This window comes from Burkholderia sp. APQ4-4ca, assembly GCF_057837105.1.
Window position 1 is genome coordinate 216,496 of record NZ_JBYQCG010000243.1, and the last position, 24,558, is coordinate 241,053.

Here is a 24,558-nt window from a genome sequence, read left to right on the forward strand (position 1 = left end):
TAATAGATAATATATGCATGGTGGTAGGAATGAACTTTGAAGTCAAGGAGGATCGCTCGCTGGCCGATCGGATCGCTGCCGCCTTGGCGGACCGCATCATCTCGGGCGTCATCGCGCCGGGGGAGTGGCTGCGTCAGGACCACATCGCGGCGGAGTTCGGCGCGAGCCATGTGCCGGTACGCGAGGCGTTCAGACGGCTGGAAGCGCAGGGGTTGGCCGTGGTGGAGCCGCGGCGGGGCGTGCGGGCGGCGCCGCTCGAGTCGGCGGACGTGCTTGAAATGGCGAAGATGCGCGCTGCTTTCGAGGCGCTGGCGCTGCGGGAGGCGATGCCCGCTCTTGATGCACATGCGCTGGAGGAACTCGATGCGATCCTCGATCAGGAGTCGGCGGCGCACGGCATAGCTGTGCTCGGCACGCTGAACCTGAGGTTTCATCGCGCATTGACCGCGCGGTGCGGGATGCCGCGGCTCGTCGCCGCGATTGGCGACATGCATCGGGCCAGTTCACGGCATCTGTATGCGACGTGGCAGCAACTGGACTGGCAGGACCGCTCGAACGACGAGCATCGGGACATCGTGCAGGCGATACGCGATGGCGATGTGGACGCGGCGTGTGCGGCGCTGTCCGCGCATATTCTGGCGGCGGGCGATGCGCTGGCTCAGGCGTTGAGTAGGCGGTAGGGATGCAGGTCGCGCCGGGCGCACCGACCGGTGCGAAAGGCTGGTTTGCGCAGGGGCTGGCGGTTTCTCCGGGGAGGTGACGGTCAAACGTGTCGGGCGGCTGTCCGGTCGTTCGTCATTCGGACTTTGGTTGTCGACAATCGGCCAACAAACACCGTGTGGCCTATCGCGTCAATCGAGATGCCGAAGATGGCGATACCAGAGAGCCTTGTTTGATTTGGGGTCAACAAGGGAGAGAATTAGGTCGCCTTGCACGAAGTCGATATCGCCTTTCTGGAAGCTGTTCTGAACGATGTCGGCTTGCCATATCTCGTGATAACCCTTCTTATCTGAGCGACTTATGACGATATAGCCTTCTCCACTCGCCTCGACTGTTTCGTACTTCCATGAAATTTCTGGCAGATTCGGTGGTGAGGCAAACGGCGGGGCGTCCATGTCGGTAGCCGTTAGTGGAGGACAAGGCGCAGCTGGTCGGCTCAAGCTCTTGAATACACCATCTTTCCGGTAAGCGAACCACTGACACTCTGATGGCCATGGGTTCGCCCGAAGAATTTTCGCCTGGAGTGCATCGGGGAAACGCGCCAGTTGCCAGTCACCCTCTATTTCACGTTGGCTGGCAGGGCGTACCAATCGCGACGAATCAGTCTGGGAAAACGACGTGCACGGCAACGTGCACACGATAAAAAATGCGATGCTTTTCGCGAGCATGGATGATTTCCTGACGACACGGGAAAAATATATAAACGGCTGCTTTCGACAAATCTGAGGTCTGCTCAGGTCGGATTATGCGTATCGGACACGCGATGTTCACCAAACCTGAGAGGTCAAAAGCCCACGGATGGCCTCCATTGGACATTTTCCGGGAACGGCGTGCCTTTGAGAAAGGCTAGGAAGACTTCCAGAACCTGATCAGATATGAACCATTCATCTGCACGCATCAGGATGCTTCCCGCTCGGAAGACAAGGAGCGTGCCATCTGGGCGCACTGGGGAAGGTCTATCGTGGAATGCTCTCCATCGTTGCGACGCGTTGACTTCGAAACGCTCGATCAGGCAACTAACGCCACCGCCGGCCACCTGAACATAGTTGCCTTCTGGATCGGTCAACGACGCATAAGATGACTTCCCGTAGCTTCTCAAAGTCCGGATCCCCTTTGTGATTTGGGCTGGACTAGGAGTGGTGATCCCCGCCTTACCCTCAGCTTCGAATTTCATCGGTTCATTGCGAGGCATCTCGATCAAATTTCGCATCCTACCAGCGCCCTGACTCCGCGGCGAATGTCTGCTACCGGCGAATCCGACCGACCGCTTCGGGTCGTTCAGAGCCGTTCGCGACCGCAAAACAAACCCTGTTTTCACGACTACGATCGTCTGCAAGAGCGCATGCTTTGCACGACGCTTTACGTTGCCCGCAAGCACGGCGATGACAATCCGTGCAGTGACATCTTCATTTTCGATCAACCGCTTACGACACCCTGCGCCGCATCCCCCGCACCTGCAGCCAAATGGCGGATATCAGGAAATAAAGCGCACCCACTCCCGCGTAACCCGCGATCTTGACGATCGCCGGCGGCATCGGCGCGTGGCTTTGCAAAATGAAGAACAACCCGGCCAGCGCCGATTGCGCGCCGCTCAGCACCATCACCCACTGCGCACCGGCATGCTTCCACCGCCGCACGGCGGTGCCGAGCTGCAGCGCGCCAGACAGAATCGCCCACACGCCGAACACCGCGAGTACCGCCGGCAGGCCCGCACTCAACGCCGGAAATACCGCCAGTGTCGTGACGACGCTGATCGCGACGTTCACCGCCTGCGTGCGGTTTGCCGCCATCCCGCCGCTGCGGGACAGGTCGACGAAATTGGCGAGCGCATCCCAGGCCGGATAAACGACCAGCAGGACCGCGGCGCCGGCCGCGCTCTGCCGGCCGACGGAAAACGCCAGCGCGACCCAGATCAGCGAGAACACTGCCCGGGAAAAGTAATACCGTTTCAGCCAGTGTTCGTCGGCAGGCGCATGGAATTCGGGGTAGCGATCAGTCATTTGTACTCCTTTTGCATTGAATCGTTGTTCCGGCCGGCATGCAGCATGTCCGCAGTGCGGATTCGGGGGCGGCGCCGGCCGGATCTCCAGTGCACCGAGTATCGCAATCGTCCGCGCCTGCCGCCATCGGTCAGATGTCCGATGGCGAAGGCCACAGGCGGCTTGCACCGACGAGGGCCAACATCGCACCGGCTTGGCCACGGCGCGCCGCCGGCGCGCATGCTCATGCACGCCGCGACGCCGTCGCGTATGATCGTTTTCCCGCCCTCGCGAATGTCTGCGCCCACCCGATGCCCGACGCCGAAGCCCGCCACGCCCCGCTGCGCATAGTCGACGCCGTACGCGCGCTGGCCTTCATCGGCGACCTCAGCATGGGCCAGCCGACCGACCATTCGCCGCGCACCGCCTGGCTGGCGGCGCAGCTCGCGCACGCGGCACGATTCGATGCCTCGGTGTGCGACACGGCTCGCGAGGTGGCGCTGTTGCGCTGGTCGGGCTGCACGGCGAACGCCGCGGGCTTCGCGCAGGTATTCGGCGACGACATCGCGATCCGCGCCTCGATGCTCGAGAGCCGGCCCGGCGTGGCTGAAGCGGTCGGCGGCGCGGGTGCCGCGCTGATCCCGCTCGCGCAGATTCATTGCGAAGTCTCGGGCGAGGTGGCGCGAATACTCGGTCTGTCCAGCGCGACGGAAACCGCGCTGCGGCACATTTTCGAAACCTGGGACGGCAACGGGCTGCCTGCTCGGCTCGTGCGCGAACAGGTGCCGCCCGCCGTGTCGATCGTCGCGCTGGCGGGGGACCTCGACGTGCTCAGCCGCACGTACGGCATCGAGCAGGCCCTCGAATTGATCGGTCAACGCGCGGAGTCACGCTATCCGGCCGCGCTCGTCGAGACGGCTACGCGCGACGCACCGCGCTGGCTGGCGGCGCTCGAGCACATGGCGCCCGCCGACCTGGACGCCGCATTGGCCACGCCGGACATGCAGGGCGCGACGTCCGCCGAATTGATCGCGGACGTCATCGATCTGAAATTGCCGTGGATGACGGGTTTTTCGCGTTCGGTCGCCGCGACGGCCGCCGCGTGTTACGGCCGTCTGTCGCCGGACGAAGCCGCGCGCGAACGCGTGTACCGTGCCGGACTGATTCATGGCATCGGCCGGGCCGCGGTGCCGAACGACGTGTGGAATCTGCCGACGCGGCTGCCTGCGAGTGCATGGGAAAAGGTGCGACTCGTACCGTACTGGACCGAGCGCGCCGGCAGGCAGACGGGGGCGCTCGGCGAAGCCGCGATGCTTGCGTCGTATGCGTACGAGCGGCAGGACGGTTCGGGCTATTTCCGCGGCGCGCGCGATGCGGCGCTGACGCTGGAAGCACGCGTGCTGGCGGCGTCGCTGGCGTGGGTCGCGTTGCGCTCGGCGCGTCCGTGGCGCGCGGCGTTGAGCGATGCAGCCGCCTCCGGCCAGTTGCAGGAAGAAGTTGTGTGCGGCCGGCTATGCGGCGAAGTGGTGGCTGCGCTCGTGACGGGCGAGGCGCCCGTGCTCCGGCGCATCGCCACGGGCGCGTCGGCCGCTGGCCCGCGCCTGTCCGCACGGGAAATCGACGTCCTGCGGGCGATCTCCCGTGGCGCGAGCAACAAGCAGGTCGCACAGGCGCTCGCGATGAGTCCGAGCACGGTGCGCACCCATGTCGAGAAGGCGTTCCGCAAGCTCGAATGTTCGACACGTGCCGCGGCGACCCTCAAGGCGTCTACGCTGGGGCTGCTCTGATGCGCATTCGCTTTCGTATGTACGCGGACCGCCGGTCAGGCCGGCGCGAGCTTTGACGCTCCGCCTGTCCGGTGGTTTATCCCGCGTATCCCAGATGGCGGTTGCCCCATTCAAGTCGGCCAGTCGTTCATCCGTTGCCTGCAATCGGGGGCTGTAGCCTCGGCGTCGGCCCAACCGTACCCCAACGCCGCGATTGCGAAGTAGACGGCACCGACTGCCTCGCAGGAAAGCAGCGCGCCCGCCAGCGCCGTTCGCGCTCCACCCGAGATCGCTTGCGCCGGCGTGCCGGCGTGCTTCCCGCGATGCATTGCTGCGCCAATCCGAAACAGCCCCGACACGATAGCGAGCACGCCGAACGCACGCGGCAGGCCGTTCGCCAATGCAACGATGAAGATCTGACGTACGGACATTGCGGTGATCCTCCCGGTCCGGTATTCGCGTGACGATTGCCTATCCTGACACCCGACCTTTCGCGGCGCTATCGGACAAGTGACCGATGGCGCCGGCCGAAACCGCTGCATGGCGGCGCGCGATCGTCGCTACGACACGCGCGATAACGCATCCGTGACTTGCCGATCAGGCTCGATATCGGTGAACGCATCGATATCGGCCATGACGTCTGCCGTCTCTGCGGCAGCGAATGCGGCGTCCAGCGCCGCGCTGTCCTTGAAGCGGCACATCGCCACGACGATCAGTTCGCTATCCTCACGTGCCGGAAAGAAAGCGTCGATATAGTCGAGCCCGTACGGCTTCCAGGACTTTTCCACCAGCGGAATGTGTTGTTCGACGTAGTAACGGGCATCGAATCGCGTGCCCGCGGCTCGGCGATAGGAAACGACGAGATACATGAAGAACCTCCAGGTCGGACTGATACGCCGATGAGTGTCGATACGGACGGATAGGGGCAAATACGGGCGATCAAGGCCGTTTGCGTTCAGGGCCGAAGCCCGAACGGGCGGCGGCGCGCATCGACGTATGCGCGGCGGGCGCGCGTGCAAGCGAGATGCCTAGCGCGGCGCCCACCGCGAGGAACACCGAGATCGACAGCAGTGCGACGATGAACGCGTGCGCGATGGCCGCCGGATCCTGGCGCGTGCCGAGCGTCGTATAAAAAATGCCCCCGATGATCGCCACGCTCAGCGACGTGCTGACCTGCAGCGTCGAGCTGGCGATGCCGGCGATCATGCCGGACAGCGCCGGTGCGACGCGTCCCGTCACCATGCGCATCAGCGTCGGCAGCGCGAGACCTTGTCCGAAACCGATGACGAAGAGCACGACGGCGAGCGGCGCGGCAGCAAGCGGCATCCCGATCGGCGTGGCATGGATCAACCACGCGAGGCCGACGAGCCCGACGATCTCCAGGCTCATGCCGAACGGATTGACGTAAGCGCCGATGACACGCGAGCAGAAGGGCGTCGACAACGGGCCGAGCAGGAACCCGACGCCGAACGGCAAGAACGCGAGGCCTGCGCTCAGCGCGTCGACGTGCAACGCATTCTGCAGATACACCGAGAACAGCAGGAAGAACGCGCCGATCGAGTACAGCAACAGCGCGATCAGCAACGCGCGCCCCAGCCCCGGCGCGCGCAGCGCGGCCGGATCGAGCAGCGGCGCGCCGCCGCGGCGGCCGAGCCGGCGCTCGTAGTGCCAGAAGAACCCGGCGAGGGCCGGGACCGCGAGCAGCGACACCCATGCCCAGACGGGCCAGCCTGCTTCGCGCCCCTCGATCAGCGGCACGATCAGCGCGCCCAGCGTCAGCATCGACAGCGCGGTGCCGCCGAGGTCGAGCTTGCGCGCATGCTGCGCACGCGTTTCCTTCAACAGTCGAATGCCGAACAGGACGACCAGAATCGCCAGCGGCAGGTTGACGAGGAAGATCGTGCGCCAGCCCAGATTCAACAGGTTCAGCGAGATCAGGATCCCGCCCAGCGCCTGCCCGACCACGGCGGCGAGGCCGAACACCGCGCCGTACAAGCTGAGCGCGAGCGGCTTTTCCGATTCGGGGAAGATCGCCTGGATCGAAGCGAGCGCCTGCGGCGCCATGATCGCGGCCGTCACGCCCTGCAACGCGCGGCCGACGATGAGCGTCCACGGCGAACTCGCGAGACCGCACAGCGTCGAGGCGATCGCAAAGCCGATCAATCCGAGGAAAAACACGCGGCCGCGGCCGAACAGGTCGCCCAGTCGGCCGCCGGTGATCAGCGTCACCGCGTACAGGCCCGCATACGATGAAATGACGAGTTGCTCGGCCGACGACGAGGCGCCGAGTTCCGCGCGGATCGACGGCAGTGCGACGTTGACGATGAAGAAATCCAGCGGCGGCAGGAACGCACCGACGAGCAGGACCGCAAACATGGCCCAGCGACGCGGGTCGGGTGATACGGGGTCATTCCGTGACATGGACGGCTCTCCATACGGAACCGGTCGGTTCCAAAATGGGTAAAAAAATATCAGTCGAGGATGCGCATCGTGCGGTCGACAAGCGCGAGCATGTCGGGCTCGGACATACCGGTTTTTCCCAGCACGCGCATGCCTTCGATCTGGCAGACGAGCAAACGCGCCAGCACCTGTTCGTCCTGCTCGGCGATTTCGCCGCTCGCCTGGCCGCGGACGATCGCACCGGCATAGAGCTGTTGCAGCCGCCGGAACATGCGCCCGGTGCGTTCCGCGACATCCGCGTCGCGCGCGGCCAGTTCCGTGGTCATCGCGACTGCGAGACAGCCGCGCCGGCCCGCCTCGCCGACGGACAGGCGCGCATAACGCAGCAGCGAATCGCGAATCGCATCCTTCACGGCACCGGGTTGCGACAGGATGTCGGCGGTCGCCTTGAGCCCGTCGGCCATGTACAGGTCGAGCGCCGCCAGCAGCAGCGCCTTCTTGTCGCCGAACGCCTTGTACAGGCTGCCGCGCGACAGGCCGGTGCCGGCGATCAGATCGGGCAGGGACGCGCCTTCATAGCCGCGGTCCCAGAAAACGTCCATCGCGTCGCGCGCGGCATCGCCAAGTTCGAATTCGCGGGGACGGCCCACGCCAGCCGGATTTGCCATTGATCGGTTTCGCAAACGATGCGGTGCCTGAAGTTGGATGGATTATATGGACCGATCGGTTCCGATGTCAACGTGCGTATGTCGACTAGGCGCGGCGATGGCCGTCCTCGCGGACGGCCCGGATTCATCCGATCAGTCGAGCCCGCCCTGGCACGGATTACGGCACGGCCGCGGCCGCCGTGTGGGGCGGTAGCGCGTTCGCGCGACGTTACGTCGGCCACGGCTGGCACACCGGCTGCTCTGGCCACCGATGATGGTGGTACGCGACGCACGCGAGGCTCAAACCCGGCTGCCGCGCACCTGTCGCTCGCCACCGAACCGGTCCGCGCCCGACAGCCCGACGCACACCGGCGGGGCTCGATCGGCCCACGGCGCGGCGCGTTCGAGCTGGGCAGCAAGCGAGAACAGCAAGGACTCGGCGCCGAATGCCGCCGCGAACTGGCTGCCGATCGGCAAACCGTGCTCGTCCTGGTAAAGCGGCACCGACATCGCGGGCTGCCCGGTCGCGTTGAACCACGCGGTGAACGGCGAAAACCGATGCGACCGATCGATGACGTCGCTCAACGATTGCGCGTCGTCCACCGTCGCGAGTGCGGCCGGCGCGAGCGGCGGCATCGCGAGCGTCGGCGTCAGCAACGCGTCGTAGCGTTCCATCAGCCGGCCGAACGTCCTGCCCAATGCATGGATCCAGTCGACCGCACTCGCGTATTCGGCGCCGCTCACGTTGCCCTTTTCGCGCAGGATGATGCGGGTGCGGGGCTCGATTTCGTCGTCGCGCACCGGCGTGCCGCGCTGGTCGCCGACCGTATCGAGCAGCGCGCGCGTTTGCGCGCCGATGATCGTAAACACGCGGTCATAGAAAACGGCCGAATCGACGGGGCTGGCGAGCGGTTCGACGTGATGGCCGAGCGCGCGCAGCAACCCGACGGTATGGTCCAGCGCGGCCCGGCATGCCGGATCAAGCGGCCAGGGCGACGCCCGCTCGATCACGGCGATTTTCAGCGGCCGGGGGTCGCGCTGCGTGGCCGAGAGAAACGTGTCGGCCTGATGCGGCGACGCATAAGGCGCGCCGATATCGGCGCCGGCGGTCAGATCGAGCAGCGCGGCGCTGTCGCGGACCGAGCGCGTGATCGCGTGGTTGATGCCCATGCCGGCCCATCCCTCGCCGATCATCGGGCCATTCGGCGTTCGGCCGCGCGTCGGCTTCAGCCCGAATACGCCGCAACAGGAGGCGGGCACCCGCAACGAGCCGCCCCCGTCGTTGCCGTGCGCGAACGGCAGCACGCGGGCGGCCACGAGTGCCGCCGCGGCGCCGCTCGAACCGCCGGCGCTCATGTGCGGATGCCACGGATTGCGCGTGACGCCGAAACGCGCCGATGACGTGCAATAAGACGTGCCCAGTTCCGGCGACAACGACGTGCCCGCGATCGGTATGCCGGCCCGCCGCAGCCGCGCCACGAGTTCGCCGTCGAAGTCCGGCCGGTGGTCGCCGAACAAAAACGATCCGTTCGACATCCGCGCGCCGCGTACCGGCATGAACAGGTCCTTGATCAGCGTCGGGACGCCGGCGAGGATGCTTTCGCGTCCGGTGACGGACGCGGCGGCCTGTCGCGCCGAGTCGTCGAGTCGTTCCGCCACGGCATTCAGCACGGGGTTGAGCGTATCGAGACTGGCGAGCACGGCGTCCAGCAATTCCGTGGGTTGCACTTCTTTCGCACGTACGAGCGCGGCGAGCGCGATACCGTCGTGCGTGGCGATGAGCGTCTGGAAATCTGTCATGGATGGGATCGTTCAAGAACAGGAAAACGTGAATGGGTCATTCGTCGTCGCGACGGCGAAGCGCCGGCAACAACCACAGCAACGCCGTGAAGGCCGTGCCCGCCGCAACCGCGAACACAGCCGCGCGCAACCCGCCGAATGCGTGCGCACAGCCCAGCACGACGAGCGGGCTGACGAACTGGCCCAGATAGAGCGCGGCCGTGAAACCGCCCAGGCCGCGACCGCGCATCGCGAGCGACAGCGTGCGCATCAGCGGCAGGATCGCATTCGGCACCAGCATGCCGCCGCCGAAGCCGTGAATCACGACCGCCACGACGATGGCCGGCACCGTTTGCGCACGGGCCAGCAGCGTCAGGCCTGCCGCGAGCAGCGCCAGGAGCACGACGTTGACGAAGCGGCGGCCGAGCGCATCGCGCAACCAGGGCCACGCGATCGAACCGGCCAACGTCGACAGCAGGCCGACGCCCGCGACCGCGCCGATCATCGTCGACGAGCGCTGGCCGATGTCGACCATCAACTGCGGCATCTGCACCGGCACCACGAAGGAACTGATCATGCCGATGCAGATCAGTCCGTAGCCGGTCGCGCGCGTCGGCACGAGCCGGTTTCCGGCCGGCGGCGTCGCGCTGTCGGCCGGCACGGCGGGCTGAGCGTCGCGCAGCGGCTCCCACAGCACGGCCGCAATCGCCGGCACGAGCAGGATCGGCAGCAGGTAGAGATAGAACGGATAGCGCCACGCGTGCTCGCCGGCCGCGCCGCCGAGCACGAAAAACACCGTGCCGACGATACCGATCGTGACGACCTGCCGGTTCACGTAGCGCACCCGTTGTTCGCCATGCCAGTAATCGCCGATCAGCGTCGTGCAGCAGGTCATCACGCACGCCTCGGCCGCACCGAGCGCGAGCCGGCACACAAGGATCGCGGCGAGGCTGTCGAGCCACGCCGGCGCTGCGCCGACGACTCCGTACACGAGCGTCGCGAGCAACAGCAACATCTTGCGTCCGACCCGATCGGCCAGCCAGCCGGCGAGCGGCGCGCACAGCGCGATCGCGAGCGCGGGGCCTGTCGCGACGAGTGGGACGAGCGCCGCCAACCGCGGGTCGGCCGGCACGAATTCGGCCGCGAGTTTCGGCAGGATGGGCGCGATCATGACCGCGCCCATCACGGTGAGACTGCTGCCGAGCAACAGCACGGCGCCCTGGCTTGCGCCGGCCTGTCTGGCCGCATGCGTATAGGGTGCGGATTGCGCGGAAGAAAGCGGATTCATCGATAGCTCCCGAATCGGAACATCAGAACGACAGCGCGGCACGCAGCGCGATCTGGTAACCCTGCGCGCGGTTCTGCGCGCCGAATTCCTTGTATGCATGCAGCCAGAACGCGGGCTTGCCCGGCTCGACGTAGCTGATCGCCGGGCCCAGCGCATTCACGCTTGAGCGGTTGCCGTCGACGTTCGGGCCGTGGTCGTTGGTCAACTGCCGCTCGATGTAGCCGCCCAGGCCCGCCGTGAACGGGCCGATGTGCTGGCCGAGCGCGAATTCCTGGCGAAACCCGGTGCCGCTGCGATAGTTCGTCGCGTGGTTGGTCGTGTTCTGATCGAGCTCGATGCTGGTCGAGATTTCGAATCCGCTATCGGTGATGTAGGTCGCGCCGATGATCGGCGAGAAGGTCCAATGGTTGACGCCCGGATTGAAGAGCCGTGTGGCGCGATACGCGCCGGTCGGCGCCTGTACCTGCAGGGCGACGTTGACGAACAGGTTCGGCGAGGCCCATGCGAGGATCAGCGGCTGGAAGTCCGCGTCGCCGATGTTGGTCGGAGCGGCCGACATCGCGAGCGTGCCTACCGGCGTCGGCACGTTCACGTGCCCGTTCATGTTCAGGAACGGCACGATCGCGCCGAAGCCGACGTTTGCGCCGAACAGCTTCGCGTTCGTCATCCGGATGTACGCGAGGCTCCACGACGCGACCGTCAGCGAGAAGTCCGCGTTGCCGCCGTTGCGGATCGTACGGGTCGAGTAGTACGCGAAGCGGGTGGCGAGCGTGCCGTTCGGCGTGGGCGGCGGCGTGATGCCCGCGCCGAAATCGAATACGCCGAACGGCGTGATCGGGCCGTCGTTTTCGAGCGCATGGGCGTGCTGGCAGGCGAGCGTGGCCGCCAACGTGCCGATCGCGACGGCGGTGGTGCGTGTGCGGCAGCGCCGCACGCCGTGCGGACGTCTGAGGATTTCCATCGTGCCGTTCCCCGTACAGTTGAAATGTGTACGGAGTCTAGGAACGTCAAAATCCGGGGCGTTATCCGCTTTTGGTAATTATCGCGGCGCGCGTTTGAGCGTGTCGGACGGCAGCTCGCCGAACAGTTCCCGGTAGTGCGACGCGAACCGGCTCAGGTGCCAGAAGCCCCAGCGGCACGCGACGTCGCTGACCGACGCGCTGGCCGGGGAATGTTCGCGCAGTTCGCGGCGGACCGCGTTCAGCCGCAGCACGCGCAGATACCACGCGGGGTGGGTGCCGAGGATTTCCTCGAAGCAATACTGCAATTTGCGCCGGCTCGCACCCACTTCGCGACATACGTCGAGCACCGTCAACGGCACATCGGGCCGCGCCGCGACGAGTTCGCGCACGCGATCGACGACGCGGTGCCGCGCGGACGGATCGAGCCGGACGGGGCGGCCGGCCGCCTCGGTCGCGTGCATGAGTTCGACTAGAATGGCGTCGCGCAGCGACTTGCGCGTGTGCGGCCGGGCAAGCGGGCGCTCCGGCGTATCGGCCGCCTCGAAGCCGGCCACGAGCAACGCGGTCAGCGCGTCGTGGCGGGCAGAGGGCACCCTCAGGATGCGGGTTTCGCTCGACGATACGCCGTCGCCGTTTTCGTCCCGGTCGCCGAGCCACGCCAGTTGGCGCAGCGTGGCGTTGGGCACCGTCAACAGCACGACGTCCTGATGGTCGGGCGTGCGCAATTCCGGCAACGAGGTGCCGCCGGAGACGAGCAGGGCCTTGTCGCGCAGCGGCGCGCCGCCGCAGAAGCCGGCGCCGGCGGTTTCCAGCGGGATGCTGAACGACGTCCTGCCGGCGCATTGGTCGCCGCGCTTGAGCAGCGCGCGGTTCACGCGTTCGCGCAGCAACTGCATGCCGTCGAAGCGGATTTCGTGCAGTGTTCCGCGGAACGGCCCGGGCGACAGTTGATCGAGCCGGATCGACCAGCCGTGTGTGCATTCCGCGTGGGTGTCGACATCCTCGCTGGCGAAGCGCCGGATCAACGGCGGCGCGTCAGGCGCGGTGTCGGCAAGGCCTGCGGTGGACGGCAACGGAGCGGAATGCATGGTCGAGTGGGGCGATGGACGAGGCGTCCGCCGACAATGCGCACACAAATTCCGGTTGGCAATGCGTTTTTACCCGTGGCTGCGGGCGCGGTTCCACCTGGGACGACGGGGCGACGCGTCGGGCACGCATGATTCGGCTTCGCGCCCGCGCCTACCGTTTCGCGGCGCCCGAACTCGCCAGGACTGACCAGCGGGCGCGGGACGCGCAACGGAAAACCGAACGCGCGCCGACGCCGGTTCAGTCGAGCCCGCCCTGGCACAGATACTTGATCGACAGATAATCGTCGAGCCCATAGCGCGAACCTTCGCGACCATAGCCCGATTCCTTCACGCCGCCGAACGGCGCGGCCTCGCTCGCGAGCGCGCCTTCGTTGATCCCGACGATGCCCGTTTCGAGCCGCGCCGACACGCGCGCGATGCGCCGCACGTCCTGCGTATAGAAATACGCGGCGAGCCCGAACGGCGTGTCGTTCGCGGCATCGACCGCTTCGTCTTCCGTATCGAAGCGAAACAGCGCGGCGACCGGGCCGAAGGTTTCCTCGCAGGTCAGCTGCATGTCGCCGGTGGCGTCGGCGAGCACCGTCGGCGCGTAATAGTTCGCGCCGAGTTCGGTCAGCCGCTTGCCGCCCGTCAGCACCCGCGCGCCGCGTTCGACGGCATCGCCGACGTGCCGCGCGATCTTGTCGACCGCGCGCGCGTTGATCATCGGGCCGATCTGCGCGGCCGGGTCGGTCGCCGGCGCGACCTTCAGCGCGGCGACGCGCGCGGCGAGCTTCGCGGCAAACGCGTCGTAGACGCCGGCCTGCACGTACACGCGATTCGGCGACACGCAGGTCTGCCCGCCGTTGCGGAACTTGGCGGCCATCAGCCCGTCGACCGCGGCGTCGAGTTCCGCATCGTCGAACACGATGAACGGCGCATTGCCGCCCAACTCCAGCGACAGCTTCTTCAACGTCGCCGCCGATTCGCGCGCGAGCAGCTTGCCGACCGGCGTCGAGCCGGTGAACGTGATCTTGCGCACGCGGCCGTCGGCAAGCCAGTCGGCCGCGGCTTCGACGCCGCGCTCGCGCGACGCGGTGATCAGGTTCAGCACGCCGGCCGGCACGCCGGCTTCCTGCGCGAGAAACGCGAGCGCGAGCGCGGTCAGCGGCGTGTCCTCCGCCGGCTTCGCGACGACCGTGCAGCCGGCCGCGAGCGCGGGCGCGATCTTGCGCGCGATCATCGCGAGCGGGAAATTCCACGGCGTGATCGCGGCGACGATGCCGATCGGCTCCTTCACCGCGCTGAGCCGCTTGCCGCGCTGCTGCTGCGGGATCAGGTCGCCGTACGTGCGCGTCGCTTCCTCGGCGAACCACAGCACGTACGACGCACCGTACGCGACTTCGCCGCGCGCTTCGGCTAGCGGCTTGCCCTGTTCGCGCGACATCAGCTTCGCGAGATCGTCGGTGTGCGCGACGATCGCCGCATGCCAGGCACGCAGGATCGCGGCGCGCTCGCGCGCGGGCGTCGCGCGCCACGCGGGCAACGCGCGGGCCGCGGCGTCGGTCGCCGCTCGCGCGTCGGCGGCGGCGCTGTCGGGTGCGTGGGCAACGGTCTCGAGCGTGGCCGGATCGGTGACGGCGAAGCGGCGGCCGTCGAGCGCATCGCGCCAGGCGCCGTCGATCAGGTTGGCGGTGCGAACGAGTTCGGTTCGGGACAGCGTAAGCGGCATGACGGTTCCTTGAATGAGGCGGTTCGGCGACGACGGCAACGATGGCGGAGCGGGCGTGCGACGCCCCTGCGCGGACAGCGGTCTGCCGCGTGACGGGGCGACGCACGCCGGTGCGTCAGTGACGTTCGCCGAACAGCGATTCGAGCGGGTAGTGCCGTTTGACGAACGGCGATTTGATGATCACGTAACTGAAATACTTCTCGATGCCGATGTTCTGCTCGAGCAGCCCTTCGACGATCGTCTGGTAATGGCTCACGCTGCGCGTGATGAACTTCAGCAGATAGTCGTAGCCGCCGCTCGCGAGATGGCATTCGACGATCTCGTCGACGTTGCGGATCGCCGCGACGAAACGGTCGAAATCCTCGCGCCGGTGGTCGGCCAGCGTGACCTCGGTGAACACGACCTGCACGTCGCCGAGTTTCTCGAGCTGGATGTGCGCGCCGTAGCCGCCGATGTAGCCGGCCTTCTCGAGCCGCTTCACGCGGATCAGGCATGGACTGGGCGACAGCCCGACCGCATCGGCCAGCTCGACGTTGGTCATGCGGCCGCGCTTCTGCAACTGGGAGAGGATGCGCAGGTCGATGCGATCCAGCTTGCTGTCCGTCATGTTCACGTGAGAAGGCAAAAATGGAATGTCCGGTTACTTTAGAGTCGAACGATGGCGGCCACAAGCCCGGCTTTCCCTTGGCCGCTCAGGCCGGCTGCGCGTGCGCGGCGTCGAGCGCGCGCAGCACGCCCGCGTCGGCCAGCACGTCGTCGAGCGTCTTGCGCACGCGTTCGAACAGCAGGTCGAATTCGCCCGCGGTGAAGCTCAGCGCCGGCGCGAAGCCGAGCACGCCGTCGCCGAACGCGCGGAACACCACGCCGTTCGCGTACGCGGCGGCCGCGATCTTGTCGGGTACGTTCAGCGCCGGGTCGAAGCGCGTCTTGTGCGCCTTGTCGGCCACCAGTTCGAGCGCGCCGAGCAGGCCGACCGAGCGTGCGTCGCCGACGAGCGGATGCGCGCGCAGCGCATCGAGCCCCGCGGCGAAGCGCGGCGCCAGCGCCTGGCCGTTCGCGAGCAGCCCGCCTTCGTGATAGAGCTTCAGCACCTCGAGGCCGATCGCCGCGCTCACCGGGTGCGCGGAATACGTATGGCCGTGGCCGACCACCGGCGAATCGGCGCGCTCGCCCGCGATCCCTTCGTAGATTTCGTCGGACATCAGCACCGCGCCCATCGGCGCATAGCCGGCGGTCAGGCCCTTCGCCACGGTCATCAGGTCCGGGTCGACCTGTTCGGCCTCGCAGGCGAACAGCGGGCCCGTGCGGCCGAAGCCGGTGATCACCTCGTCGGCGACGAACAGGATGCCGAGGCGTTTGCACGCGTCGCGCATCGCCTTCAGCCAGCCGGCCGGCGGCACGATCACGCCGCCGGAACCCTGCACCGGCTCGCAGAAGAACGCGGCGACGTTGTCCGCGCCGAGTTCGGCGACCTTCGCTTCGAGTGCTGCGACCGACGCGGCGATCAGTGCCTGCGGATCGTCGCCGAGCGGATGGCGGTACGGGTAGGGCGACGGAATATGGTGCTGGTCCGCGCGCGGCAGGTCGAAGTGGCGGTGGAACGCGGGCAGCGCGGTGAGGCCCGCGCCGACCGACGACGAACCGTGATAGCCGCGTTCCAGCGCGATCATCTGCTTCTTCGACGGGCGGCCGGTCGCGTTGAAATAGTGCGTGATGAAACGGATCGCGGAATCGACCGCGTCCGAGCCGCCGAGCGTGAAGTACACGCGGTTCAGCGACGGCGGCGCGAGCGCGGCGAGCCGCTCGGCGAGTTCGATCGCCGGCTGCGAGCCGAAATGGAAATAACCGGTCGCGTAGGGCAGCTTCGCCATCTGGTCGGCGGCGGCTTTCACGATGCTGTCGCGGCCGTAGCCGACGTTTACGCACCACAGGCCCGAGAACGCGTCGAGCAGCGTGTGGCCCGCGGCGTCGCGCAGGAACACGCCGTCGGCGGATTCCAGCACGGTGACGCCGCGCGCCTCGTGCGCACGGTAATTGACGACGGGATGGATCAGGTGTTGACGATCGGCTTCGATCAGCGCGGCTTGGTTCATGGGAAGGCGGGACTCTCGTCAGGTGTCAGCGGTGAGTTCATGCTAACGGGCGAGAAATCCGCATGCGTCTTCAATTTGAGGCCCGAAACGTATGCGCGCGGCGTTTGTGCGGGGCGCTTCGGCATTTTCTGCTGCGCGCCCGGCGGGCCGGGCGCGCGTGTCGGGTCAGTAGCCGCGCGCGCGATCGACGACGCCGATCATCGGCTGCCCCGCGCGATGGCGGGCGAGGTTCGCGAGCACCGCGTCCACCGCGGTGTCGGGCCGCGTCGCGCTGGCGATGTGCGGCGTGATGCGAATGCGCGGATGCGTCCAGAACGGATGGCCGGCGGGCAGCGGTTCGGGATCCGTCACGTCGAGGATCGCTCTGTCGAGGCGGCCGCTCGCGAGCGCCGCGAGCAGCGCGGCTTCATCGAGCTGCGGGCCGCGCCCGACCTGCACGAGCGACGCGCCGGCCGGCAGCGCGTCGAACACGCGCGCGCCGAGCAGCCCGCGCGTGCTGTCGGTGAGCGGCAGCAGGCAGATCAGGATGTCGGTGCGCGCGAGGAACGCGTCGAGCGCCGCATCGCCTGCATAACAGTCGACGCCGTCGAGCGCGCGCGGCGTGCGGCTCCAGCCGGCGCATGGAAAACCGAAGCGCCGCAGCATGTCGAGCACGGCCTGGCCGAGCGTGCCGAGCCCGAGCACGCCGACGCGCCGCGACCCGGCCGCGCGCACGGGATGCTCGCGCCACACCTGGTCGCGCTGCTGCGCCGCATAGTCGAACAGGTCGCGATGGATCGTCAGCACGGCCTGCGTCACGTATTCGACCATCCCTTCGACGATGCCCGGCTCGATCATCCGCACGACGGGGATGTGCGAAGGCACGCGCGACAGATCGAACTGATCGATGCCGGCGCCGACCGAGAACACGACCTCGAGATTCGGCAGCAGCGCGACCGGGTCGTCCGGCGGCTGCCAGGCGGCGAGATAGCGGACGGCTTCGGCGTCGCCGAGGTCCGGCCAGATCCGGAACGGCAGATCGGGCGCCTGTTGCGCGAAGCGCGCCGCCCACTGCGCGCCGCGCACCGGGTCGGCCTTGTAGAGAAAGCTCATCGTGCGCTCCGCTCAACCGAGCGCCTGGTTCACGATCGCGAACGCGCGCAGCGCCGGATCGCGTTCGGGCGTCGCGCCGCGCGCCATCGCGACGACGGTGTCGACGCGCGGCAGCCCGAGCCCCTGCAGCCAGTCGGACAGCCCGCTGTCGCCCGGCACGTCGAGCCGCACGAACATGCCCTCGTGCAGCGCGAGCCAGTGGCTGATCAGCGCCTGCGCGCGCAGCGCATCCGGCGCGATCACCGGGCCGATCACGTGGCCGCGGCCGAACCGGCGGAACAGCGCGAAGCCGAGCAGCTCGCCGTCGCGGTCGAGCGCGATGCCGTTCGCGACGTCGAGCAGCGCTTCGATCACCGCGCCACGTTCATAGCCGGCCGCGCGCGACGCGAGCGCGGCGAGGCGCGGCCCGTCGTTGGTGCCGAGCGGGCGCAGGCGCTCGCCCGGCGGCAGCGAGATCAGCGGAGGCTGGAACGCGGCGCCCTGGTGCTGATCGATCGTATCGATCACGTCGAAGCCGAATTTCGCGTACAGCGGCTCGCCTGCCGGCGTCGCATGCAGAAAAATGGTCCGCGCGCCGAGGCTGTCGACCACGCGGGTCATCAGCTCGCGCCCGATGCCGCGGCCCTGGCGCTCGGGCGACACGATGACCATGCCGAGCGACGCGTGCGATTCGTCGAAGCGCCAGCCGAACGCGGTGCCGACGACGCCGGTTTCGTCTTCGGCGACGAAGCCGCCGCCGAGCTGGAACGCGAAGCGCCAGTCGTCGAGCCGGTGCGGCCACTTGACCGCCTCCGACAGTCGATGGGCGGCGGGCAGGTCGGTTTCGGCGAACGGGCGATAGATGAGCGTGCGGGAAGGATTGAGGTCGGACACGCCGGACTCCGGATGGGTGGGAATGGTCCGGTCACTCTGCCAGCGCGGTGGCGGCACGGATAGGACGATTCGCCTGTTTTCCGGCGGCGGCGGGCGCGCCCGCGAGATCGATGCAAACCGGCTCGGTCGGCGCGAACGAACGCGCGGATCGTGCTGGCGAGGCCGGTCAATCCGGCCACGCATGCTGTGGAATGCCACTACGATCAATGCACGGCGGCACCGCCGTTTGTCGAACGGCGCACCGGCCGACGGGCGCCGCCGCGCTCGCACGGCACCCGTCGGCCGGCCCCGCCGCCGCGCGCCCGATCGCGCCGCAGATCGTGCTGCATGGGGCGGGCAACACGCGGCGATTCTGCGTTTTGAGCGGCGCCGAACGATGCGCGAACGACTTTTTGCCCTGATTCAATTTCGTTAAACCCAGCCCATCCCCGGCCCTGCCGGGGCTTCACACCGACAGGACGTCACCATGATCCAGTTTGAACCGAAGTACATCACCTTCGACTGCTACGGCACGCTGACCCATTTCCGGATGGCCGAGACGGCGCGCGAAATCTATGCGGACCGGTTGTCGCCGGCCACGATGGAGGCCTTCGTGCGCGCGTTCGCCGCCTATCGGCTCGACGAAGTGCTCGGCGCGTGGAAGCCGTACCGTGACGTCGTGGTCAACGCGATCCGCCGCACCTGCGCGCGGCTCGGCGTGAAGTTCGACGAAGCCGAGGCCGAGCTTTTCTATCATGCGGTGCCGACGTGGGGCCCGCACCCGGACGTGCCGGCCGGGCTGTCGCGGCTGGCGTCGAAGTACAAGCTGGTGATCCTGTCGAACGCGATGGACGAGCAGATCATGAGCAACGTCGACAAGCTCGGCGCGCCGTTCCACGCCGTGTTCACCGCGCAGCAGGCGCAGTCGTACAAGCCGCGGATGCAGGGCTTCGAATACATGTTCGACAAGCTCGGCTGCAAGCCCGAGGACGTGCTGCACGTGTCGTCGAGCCTGCGCTACGACCTGATGACGGCCGAGGATCTCGGGATCAAGCACAAGGCGTTCGTGAACCGCGGCCACGAGCCGGGCACGCCGTTCTACAACTATTACGAAGTGTCGGACATCGGTCAGCTCGCGACGCAGCTCGGGCTGTAAGCCGCCTGCGTCGGCCAGGCTATCGAGCGCCGGGGCGCGGCCGCGATGCCGTCGCGTCCCGCTGCGTACGATCAGCGTACTGAACGAGGGTAATTACCGATACGGAGTCGTTCAAGGCGGGGGCCGCCCAGGCCGATATATGTACCGAACGGTTAATATTTCGAGGCCCCTCGCATGAAGTTGTCCACCAAACTGCTGATGCTCGTCGGCGCGGCGCTGCTCGGCGTCGTCCTGCTCGCCGCGTTGTCGCTGCACACGTTGCGCGACGCGCTGATCGACAGCCGCCGCGAAGAGATCGTGATTCTGCTGACCAAGGCCGAGCATCTGGTCGATTCGTATCGCGCGATGCAGACGAGCGGCGCGCTCACGCAGGAGCAGGCGCAGCAGCAGGCCAAGGCCGCGCTGTCGGCGCTCAACGCGAATTCGAAGAGCTACTTCTGGGTCACGACGTCCGATGGCGTCAACCTCGTGCACCCGAACGCGAAATTCATCGGCACGCGCGCGAAGGGCAACCGCACGACCAGCGGCATGACCGACAGCGAGGCGTATCGCGCGGGGATGGCGCAGGCGCATTTCGCGCTCGTCGACGTGCTGGTCAAGCGCAGCCCCGACGCGGACCTGGAGCCGAAGCTGCAGGGCGTGGTCGCGATTCCCGACTGGAACTGGTGGATCGGCACCGGATTCTTCTACGACGACATCAATGCGGCGTTCACCCGGCTCGCGATGGTGCTGGGCGCCGTCGCGCTCGGCATCGCCGCGGCGCTCGCGGCCATCGCATGGGGCGTGCTGCGCAGCGTCAAGCGCACGCTCGGCGGGGAGCCCGCGCATGCGACGCAGATCGCCGCCCGCATCGCGGCCGGCGATCTGGACGTGCAGTTCGATACGGCGCATGCCGCGCCCGGCAGCCTGCTCGTCGCGCTGGGCGACATGAAGGCGCGGCTGACCGACACCATCGCCGAAATCCAGACCACGACCCACTCGATCGCCACCGGCACCGGCGAGATCGCGCAAGGCAACCTGGACCTGTCGCAGCGCACGGAGCAGCAGGCCGCGTCGCTGCAGGAAACGGCCGCGAGCATGGAGCAGATCACGTCCACGGTCAAACAGAACGCCGACAACGCGCGCCAGGCGAATGCGCTCGTGGCCCACGCGAAGGATGCGACCGAACTCGGCGGCGCCGCCGTGCAGGCGGTCGTCGAAACGATGCGGCAGATTTCGGATGGATCGGTGCGGATCGCCGACATTACCGTCGTGATCGAAAGCATCGCATTCCAGACCAACATTCTCGCGCTCAACGCGGCGGTGGAAGCCGCGCGGGCCGGCGAGGAGGGGCGCGGGTTCGCCGTCGTCGCGTCGGAAGTCCGCTCGCTCGCGCAACGCAGCGCCGCGGCCGCGAAGGACATCAAGGGCTTGATCGACGCGTCGGTCGAGCGGGCCGGCAGCGGCAGCCGGCTGGTCGAGACGGCCGGCGAGCGCATGACGGAGATCGTCCGGTCGATCGACCGGGTGGCCGACATCATGGGCGAGATTTCGGCGGCATCGGCCGAGCAAAGCACCGGCATCGAACAGATCGGGCTGGCGGTCGCGCAAATGGACGAAGTCACCCAGCAGAACGCCGCGCTCGTCGAGCAGGCGGCCGCGGCTGCCTCGTCGCTGGACGAGCAGGCGGCGCGCCTGCGAGCCGCCGTGTCGGTATTCCGGCTCGCCGCGTGACGGCTTCGCGCCGGCCGCTCGCGGCCGGCGCGTCATCCTGCCGCCTGGCCGGCGCGCGCGCCGAGAGGCCGGTGACGCACGCGTCGCCGCTCGCGCACGCGTCGCCTCACGGCTGCACGAACCCGGTTTCCGCCAGTCCCGTCATCTTCCCGTCTTCCCGCCAGGCCGTTCCGATCGAGCGGCATTCTTCTGAACTTTCCTGCGCGACATCCCGTCGCGATCCCCACCGTCGACGCCCGTGCACGCGGCGATCTGCCGCGTCGTACCGCTCGCTTCAGCCGTCGTCGGCATGCGGACACGCATTCGACACAAACGTGCGGTTTGCGTGAGCCAAACGCGCGCCGGATGCCGAACGGGCAATTTTGTCGGCGCAATCTGCGGCGGCTGCGGCTTTACGATTTCCTTCATCGACACGGGTGCGGCAGCCGCCGCGACACGCCGCCGGGCACACGGCGACACGGGCGCGCACGCAGCAATTCATGCTGCGCGGGCGGCACAAAACGGTCGATTCGTATCGTGCGGGCCGCCCGAATCGCGACAAACCGCATTTTGGCGATGCTTAAATGAATTGCATGTGTACGACGTTGCGCCCGCCACCAGCAAGCGGACGCGGCGGGATTGAACAACCACGCTGGACCCTTGGACCCACTTTCCACAGTCAGGAGCAGTTCGGATGAGCGACGATATCGACAATGGCGGCAAGGGCGGCTTGACGCGCCGCGACATGATGAAGGTCATGGCGGCGGGCGGCATGATGGCCGCCGGTGCCGGCGGACTGCTGATGACCCCCGGCTCGGCATTCGCCGCACCCGCGCCGAAGCGCGGCGGCAAGATCCGGGTCGCGAACGAAGCCGGCTCGACGGCCGATACGCTCGACCCGGCCAAGGGCTCGACGGGCGCGGACTACACGCGCTTCTTCATGTTCTACAGCGGCCTCACGCAGCTCGATGCGAGCCTGACGCCGCAGATGAACCTCGCCGAGTCGCTGCAAACGACCGATGCGAAGACGTGGATCATCAAGCTGCGCAAGGGCGTCACGTTCCACGACGGCAAGCCCGTCGGCCCGGCAGACGTGGTGTTTTCGCTGATGCGCCACAAGAACCCGGCCACCGCGTCGAAGGTCAAGACGCTCGCCGAACAGTTCTCGGATGCGAAGGCGACCGGCCCCGACGAAGTCACGCTGACGCTCGCGAGCGCGAACGCCGATCTGCCGGTGATCCTCGCGACGCCGCAGCTCGTGATCGTCAAGGACGGCACGACCGACTTCTCGACCGGTATCGGCTGCGGCCCGTACAAGCTGAAGTCGTTCAAGCCGGGTGTATCGACCGTCGGTGTGCGCAACGACAGCTACTTCAAGCCGGGCAAGCCGTATCTCGACGAGATCGAGCTGATCGGCATCAGCGACAGCGCCGCGCGCCTGAACGCGCTGCTGTCCGGCGACGTGCACCTGATCAACGCGATCGATCCGCGCTCGACGCAGCGGGTCTCGTCGACGCCGGGCTACGCGCTGAAGGAAACCAAGTCGGGCCTCTATACCGACCTGATCATGCGCAGCGACAACCCGATCGTCGCGAACCCCGATTTCGTCGAAGGGATGAAGTACCTGTTCGATCGTGAGCAGCTCCGCACGGCGGTGTTCCGCGGCTACTCGGTGATCGGCAACGACCAGCCGATTCCGCCGGGGCATCGCTACTTCAACGCGTCGCTGCCGCAGCGCGCGCACGATCCGGACAAGGCGAAGTTCCTGTTCCAGAAGGCGGGGGCGCTCGGCGCCACGCTGCCGCCGATCTACGCGACGTCCGACGCGAACGGGTCGATCGAAATGGCCGTGCTGCTGCAGCAGGCCGGCCAGAAGATCGGGCTGAACCTGCAGGTCAACCGCGCGTCGCCCGACGGCTACTGGTCGAACCACTGGATGAAGCACCCGCTCACCTTCGGCAACATCAATCCGCGCTCGAGCGCCGACGTGCTGTTCACGCAGTTCTTCAAGTCGGATGCGCCGTGGAACGAGTCGGGTTGGAAGAACGCGAAGTTCGACCAGTTGCTGCTTGCCGCGCGTTCGGAAACCGACGACGCGAAGCGCAAGCAGATGTACGGTGACATGCAGGTGATCGTGTCGCAGCAGGGCCGGGTCGGCATTCCGGCGTTCATCAGCTTCCTCGACGGATACGACAAGCGTCTCGCGGGCCTCGGTTCGATCCCGACCGGCCCGATGATGGGCTTCACGTTCGCGGAGAACGTGTGGTGGAACGCATGACGTTGTCGCTGGCCGCCGTCGCGCGGCCGGTGCGGGCCCCCGCGCCGGCCACGCGCGGTTTTTTCCGGAGTCTCGCTCCATGAACCGAATCCTCATCGGGCTGATCGGCCGGCGCATCGCGGTCACCGCGCTGACGCTGCTGATCGTGTCCGCGATCATCTTCACGATCACGAACCTGCTGCCGGGCGACGCCGCGCAGGCCGCGCTCGGCCAGTCGGCGACGCCGGAGACGGTCGCCGCGCTGCGCCAGCAGTTCGGTCTCGACATGCCCGCGCACGTGCGCTACCTGCACTGGCTCGGCGGGCTGCTGCACGGCGATTTCGGCCGGTCGCTTTCCGGCGACATGCCGGTGTCGGAGCTGATCGGCGGGCGCCTGCCGAAGTCGCTCACGCTGGCGGCGATCACGACCGCCGTGTCGGTGCCGATCGCGCTGCTGCTCGGCATCCTCGCGGCGGTCAAGCGCGAGTCGGTGGTCGACCGCGTGATCAGCCTCGGCACGCTGTCGCTCGTCGCGACGCCGGAGTTCCTGATCGCGACCGTCGCCGTGCTCGTGTTCGCGGTGAAGCTGCACTGGCTGTCCGCGCTGTCGTACAGCGGTCCGATCGAAAGCCTGCACGATTTCCTGCGTGCGTATGCGATGCCGGTGCTGACGCTGTGCGCGGTCGTAATCGCGCAGATGGCACGCATGACGCGCGCCGCGGTGATCGAGCAGTTGAGCGCGTCGTACGTCGAGATGGCCGTGCTCAAGGGCGCGAGCCCGGCTCGCGTCGTGCTGCGCCATGCGTTGCCGAACGCGATCGGCCCGATCGCCAACGCGATCGCGTTGAGCCTGTCGTATCTGCTCGGCGGCGTGATCGTCGTCGAGACGATCTTCAACTATCCGGGCCTCGCGAGCCTGATGGTCGACGCCGTCAGCAACCGCGATTTCCCGCTGGTCCAGGCGTGCACGCTGATCTTCTGCGTCGCTTACCTGACGCTCGTGCTGCTCGCCGACCTGTGCTCGATCGTGTCGAACCCGCGACTGCGCACCTGAGTGTTTCGTCTTTCTTCCGAGA

22 protein-coding genes are annotated in these 24,558 nt (G+C 67.3%); 6 read left to right on the plus strand and 16 right to left on the minus strand.

Annotation, left to right across the window (positions count from 1 at the left end; all coding sequences use genetic code 11):
* The first annotated feature begins 29 nt into the window (after window positions 1–29).
* The gene (locus AC3IFE_RS33455) at window positions 30–680 is read left to right on the plus strand and encodes a GntR family transcriptional regulator (protein ID WP_256979812.1); all 651 of its coding nucleotides are present in this window, start codon (window positions 30–32) and stop codon (window positions 678–680) included.
* A 171-nt stretch (window positions 681–851) separates the two neighbouring features.
* Here AC3IFE_RS33455 and AC3IFE_RS33460 read toward each other — a convergent pair whose 3' ends face one another.
* The 3 genes from AC3IFE_RS33460 to AC3IFE_RS33470 form a co-directional block, all read right to left on the minus strand.
* The gene (locus AC3IFE_RS33460; RefSeq protein ID WP_144030184.1) at window positions 852–1,388 is read right to left on the minus strand and encodes a hypothetical protein; all 537 of its coding nucleotides are present in this window, start codon (window positions 1,386–1,388) and stop codon (window positions 852–854) included.
* A gap of 116 nt (window positions 1,389–1,504) precedes the next feature.
* A complete protein-coding gene (locus tag AC3IFE_RS33465) occupies window positions 1,505–1,894 on the minus strand; it encodes a hypothetical protein (RefSeq protein ID WP_089471337.1) in 390 nt (129 codons plus the stop codon).
* 250 nt (window positions 1,895–2,144) lie between these two features.
* Complete coding sequence (locus tag AC3IFE_RS33470; RefSeq protein ID WP_089471336.1) at window positions 2,145–2,720, minus strand: DUF308 domain-containing protein; 576 nt, start codon at window positions 2,718–2,720, stop codon at window positions 2,145–2,147.
* A 290-nt stretch (window positions 2,721–3,010) separates the two neighbouring features.
* Between AC3IFE_RS33470 and AC3IFE_RS33475 the strand changes: the two genes are divergently transcribed.
* Entirely contained in the window at window positions 3,011–4,486 is a 1,476-nt protein-coding gene (locus AC3IFE_RS33475; protein WP_489194644.1) for an HD domain-containing phosphohydrolase, read from the plus strand.
* A 110-nt stretch (window positions 4,487–4,596) separates the two neighbouring features.
* On the opposite strand, the gene AC3IFE_RS33480 is transcribed toward AC3IFE_RS33475, so the two are convergent.
* From AC3IFE_RS33480 to AC3IFE_RS33540, 13 genes are all read right to left on the minus strand, one after another.
* Entirely contained in the window at window positions 4,597–4,896 is a 300-nt protein-coding gene (locus AC3IFE_RS33480) for a hypothetical protein (RefSeq protein ID WP_301736968.1), read from the minus strand.
* Between the two features lie 129 nt (window positions 4,897–5,025).
* Window positions 5,026–5,334: an EthD family reductase gene (locus AC3IFE_RS33485; RefSeq protein WP_301736967.1), complete on the minus strand. Its 309-nt coding sequence runs from the start codon at window positions 5,332–5,334 to the stop codon at window positions 5,026–5,028.
* A gap of 70 nt (window positions 5,335–5,404) precedes the next feature.
* Entirely contained in the window at window positions 5,405–6,886 is a 1,482-nt protein-coding gene (locus AC3IFE_RS33490; protein WP_301736966.1) for an MFS transporter, read from the minus strand.
* A gap of 50 nt (window positions 6,887–6,936) precedes the next feature.
* A complete protein-coding gene (locus AC3IFE_RS33495) occupies window positions 6,937–7,533 on the minus strand; it encodes a TetR/AcrR family transcriptional regulator (RefSeq protein ID WP_089471332.1) in 597 nt (198 codons plus the stop codon).
* Between the two features lie 279 nt (window positions 7,534–7,812).
* Window positions 7,813–9,312: an amidase gene (locus AC3IFE_RS33500; protein ID WP_489194647.1), complete on the minus strand. Its 1,500-nt coding sequence runs from the start codon at window positions 9,310–9,312 to the stop codon at window positions 7,813–7,815.
* Between the two features lie 37 nt (window positions 9,313–9,349).
* Window positions 9,350–10,579: an MFS transporter gene (locus AC3IFE_RS33505; RefSeq protein ID WP_489194649.1), complete on the minus strand. Its 1,230-nt coding sequence runs from the start codon at window positions 10,577–10,579 to the stop codon at window positions 9,350–9,352.
* A gap of 22 nt (window positions 10,580–10,601) precedes the next feature.
* The gene (locus AC3IFE_RS33510; RefSeq protein WP_489194651.1) at window positions 10,602–11,540 is read right to left on the minus strand and encodes a SphA family protein; all 939 of its coding nucleotides are present in this window, start codon (window positions 11,538–11,540) and stop codon (window positions 10,602–10,604) included.
* Window positions 11,541–11,618: 78 nt separating this feature from the next.
* Window positions 11,619–12,614 (minus strand): helix-turn-helix domain-containing protein, encoded by a 996-nt coding sequence (locus AC3IFE_RS33515; protein WP_489194653.1) that lies wholly within the window; start codon window positions 12,612–12,614, stop codon window positions 11,619–11,621.
* Window positions 12,615–12,867: 253 nt separating this feature from the next.
* A complete protein-coding gene (locus AC3IFE_RS33520) occupies window positions 12,868–14,340 on the minus strand; it encodes an NAD-dependent succinate-semialdehyde dehydrogenase (protein WP_489194655.1) in 1,473 nt (490 codons plus the stop codon).
* Between the two features lie 115 nt (window positions 14,341–14,455).
* On the minus strand, window positions 14,456–14,947 hold the full coding sequence (locus AC3IFE_RS33525) for an Lrp/AsnC family transcriptional regulator (RefSeq protein ID WP_006749694.1): 492 nt from the start codon (window positions 14,945–14,947) through the stop codon (window positions 14,456–14,458).
* Between the two features lie 85 nt (window positions 14,948–15,032).
* Window positions 15,033–16,433: an aspartate aminotransferase family protein gene (locus AC3IFE_RS33530; protein WP_489194658.1), complete on the minus strand. Its 1,401-nt coding sequence runs from the start codon at window positions 16,431–16,433 to the stop codon at window positions 15,033–15,035.
* Between the two features lie 165 nt (window positions 16,434–16,598).
* Window positions 16,599–17,525, minus strand: coding sequence for a 2-hydroxyacid dehydrogenase (locus AC3IFE_RS33535; protein ID WP_489194660.1), 927 nt, complete (start codon window positions 17,523–17,525; stop codon window positions 16,599–16,601).
* Between the two features lie 12 nt (window positions 17,526–17,537).
* On the minus strand, window positions 17,538–18,398 hold the full coding sequence (locus AC3IFE_RS33540) for a GNAT family N-acetyltransferase (protein ID WP_089471324.1): 861 nt from the start codon (window positions 18,396–18,398) through the stop codon (window positions 17,538–17,540).
* Between the two features lie 466 nt (window positions 18,399–18,864).
* On the opposite strand from AC3IFE_RS33540, the gene AC3IFE_RS33545 reads away from it, so the two are divergent.
* The 4 genes from AC3IFE_RS33545 (at window position 18,865) to AC3IFE_RS33560 (ending at window position 24,536) form a co-directional block, all read left to right on the plus strand.
* Window positions 18,865–19,533: a haloacid dehalogenase type II gene (locus AC3IFE_RS33545; protein ID WP_089471322.1), complete on the plus strand. Its 669-nt coding sequence runs from the start codon at window positions 18,865–18,867 to the stop codon at window positions 19,531–19,533.
* Between the two features lie 174 nt (window positions 19,534–19,707).
* Window positions 19,708–21,246, plus strand: a complete 1,539-nt coding sequence (locus AC3IFE_RS33550; RefSeq protein ID WP_489194662.1) for a methyl-accepting chemotaxis protein — start codon at window positions 19,708–19,710, stop codon at window positions 21,244–21,246.
* A gap of 673 nt (window positions 21,247–21,919) precedes the next feature.
* Window positions 21,920–23,503 (plus strand): ABC transporter substrate-binding protein, encoded by a 1,584-nt coding sequence (locus AC3IFE_RS33555; RefSeq protein WP_089471320.1) that lies wholly within the window; start codon window positions 21,920–21,922, stop codon window positions 23,501–23,503.
* 79 nt (window positions 23,504–23,582) lie between these two features.
* On the plus strand, window positions 23,583–24,536 hold the full coding sequence (locus AC3IFE_RS33560) for an ABC transporter permease (protein WP_089471319.1): 954 nt from the start codon (window positions 23,583–23,585) through the stop codon (window positions 24,534–24,536).
* Window positions 24,537–24,558: the final 22 nt, after the last annotated feature.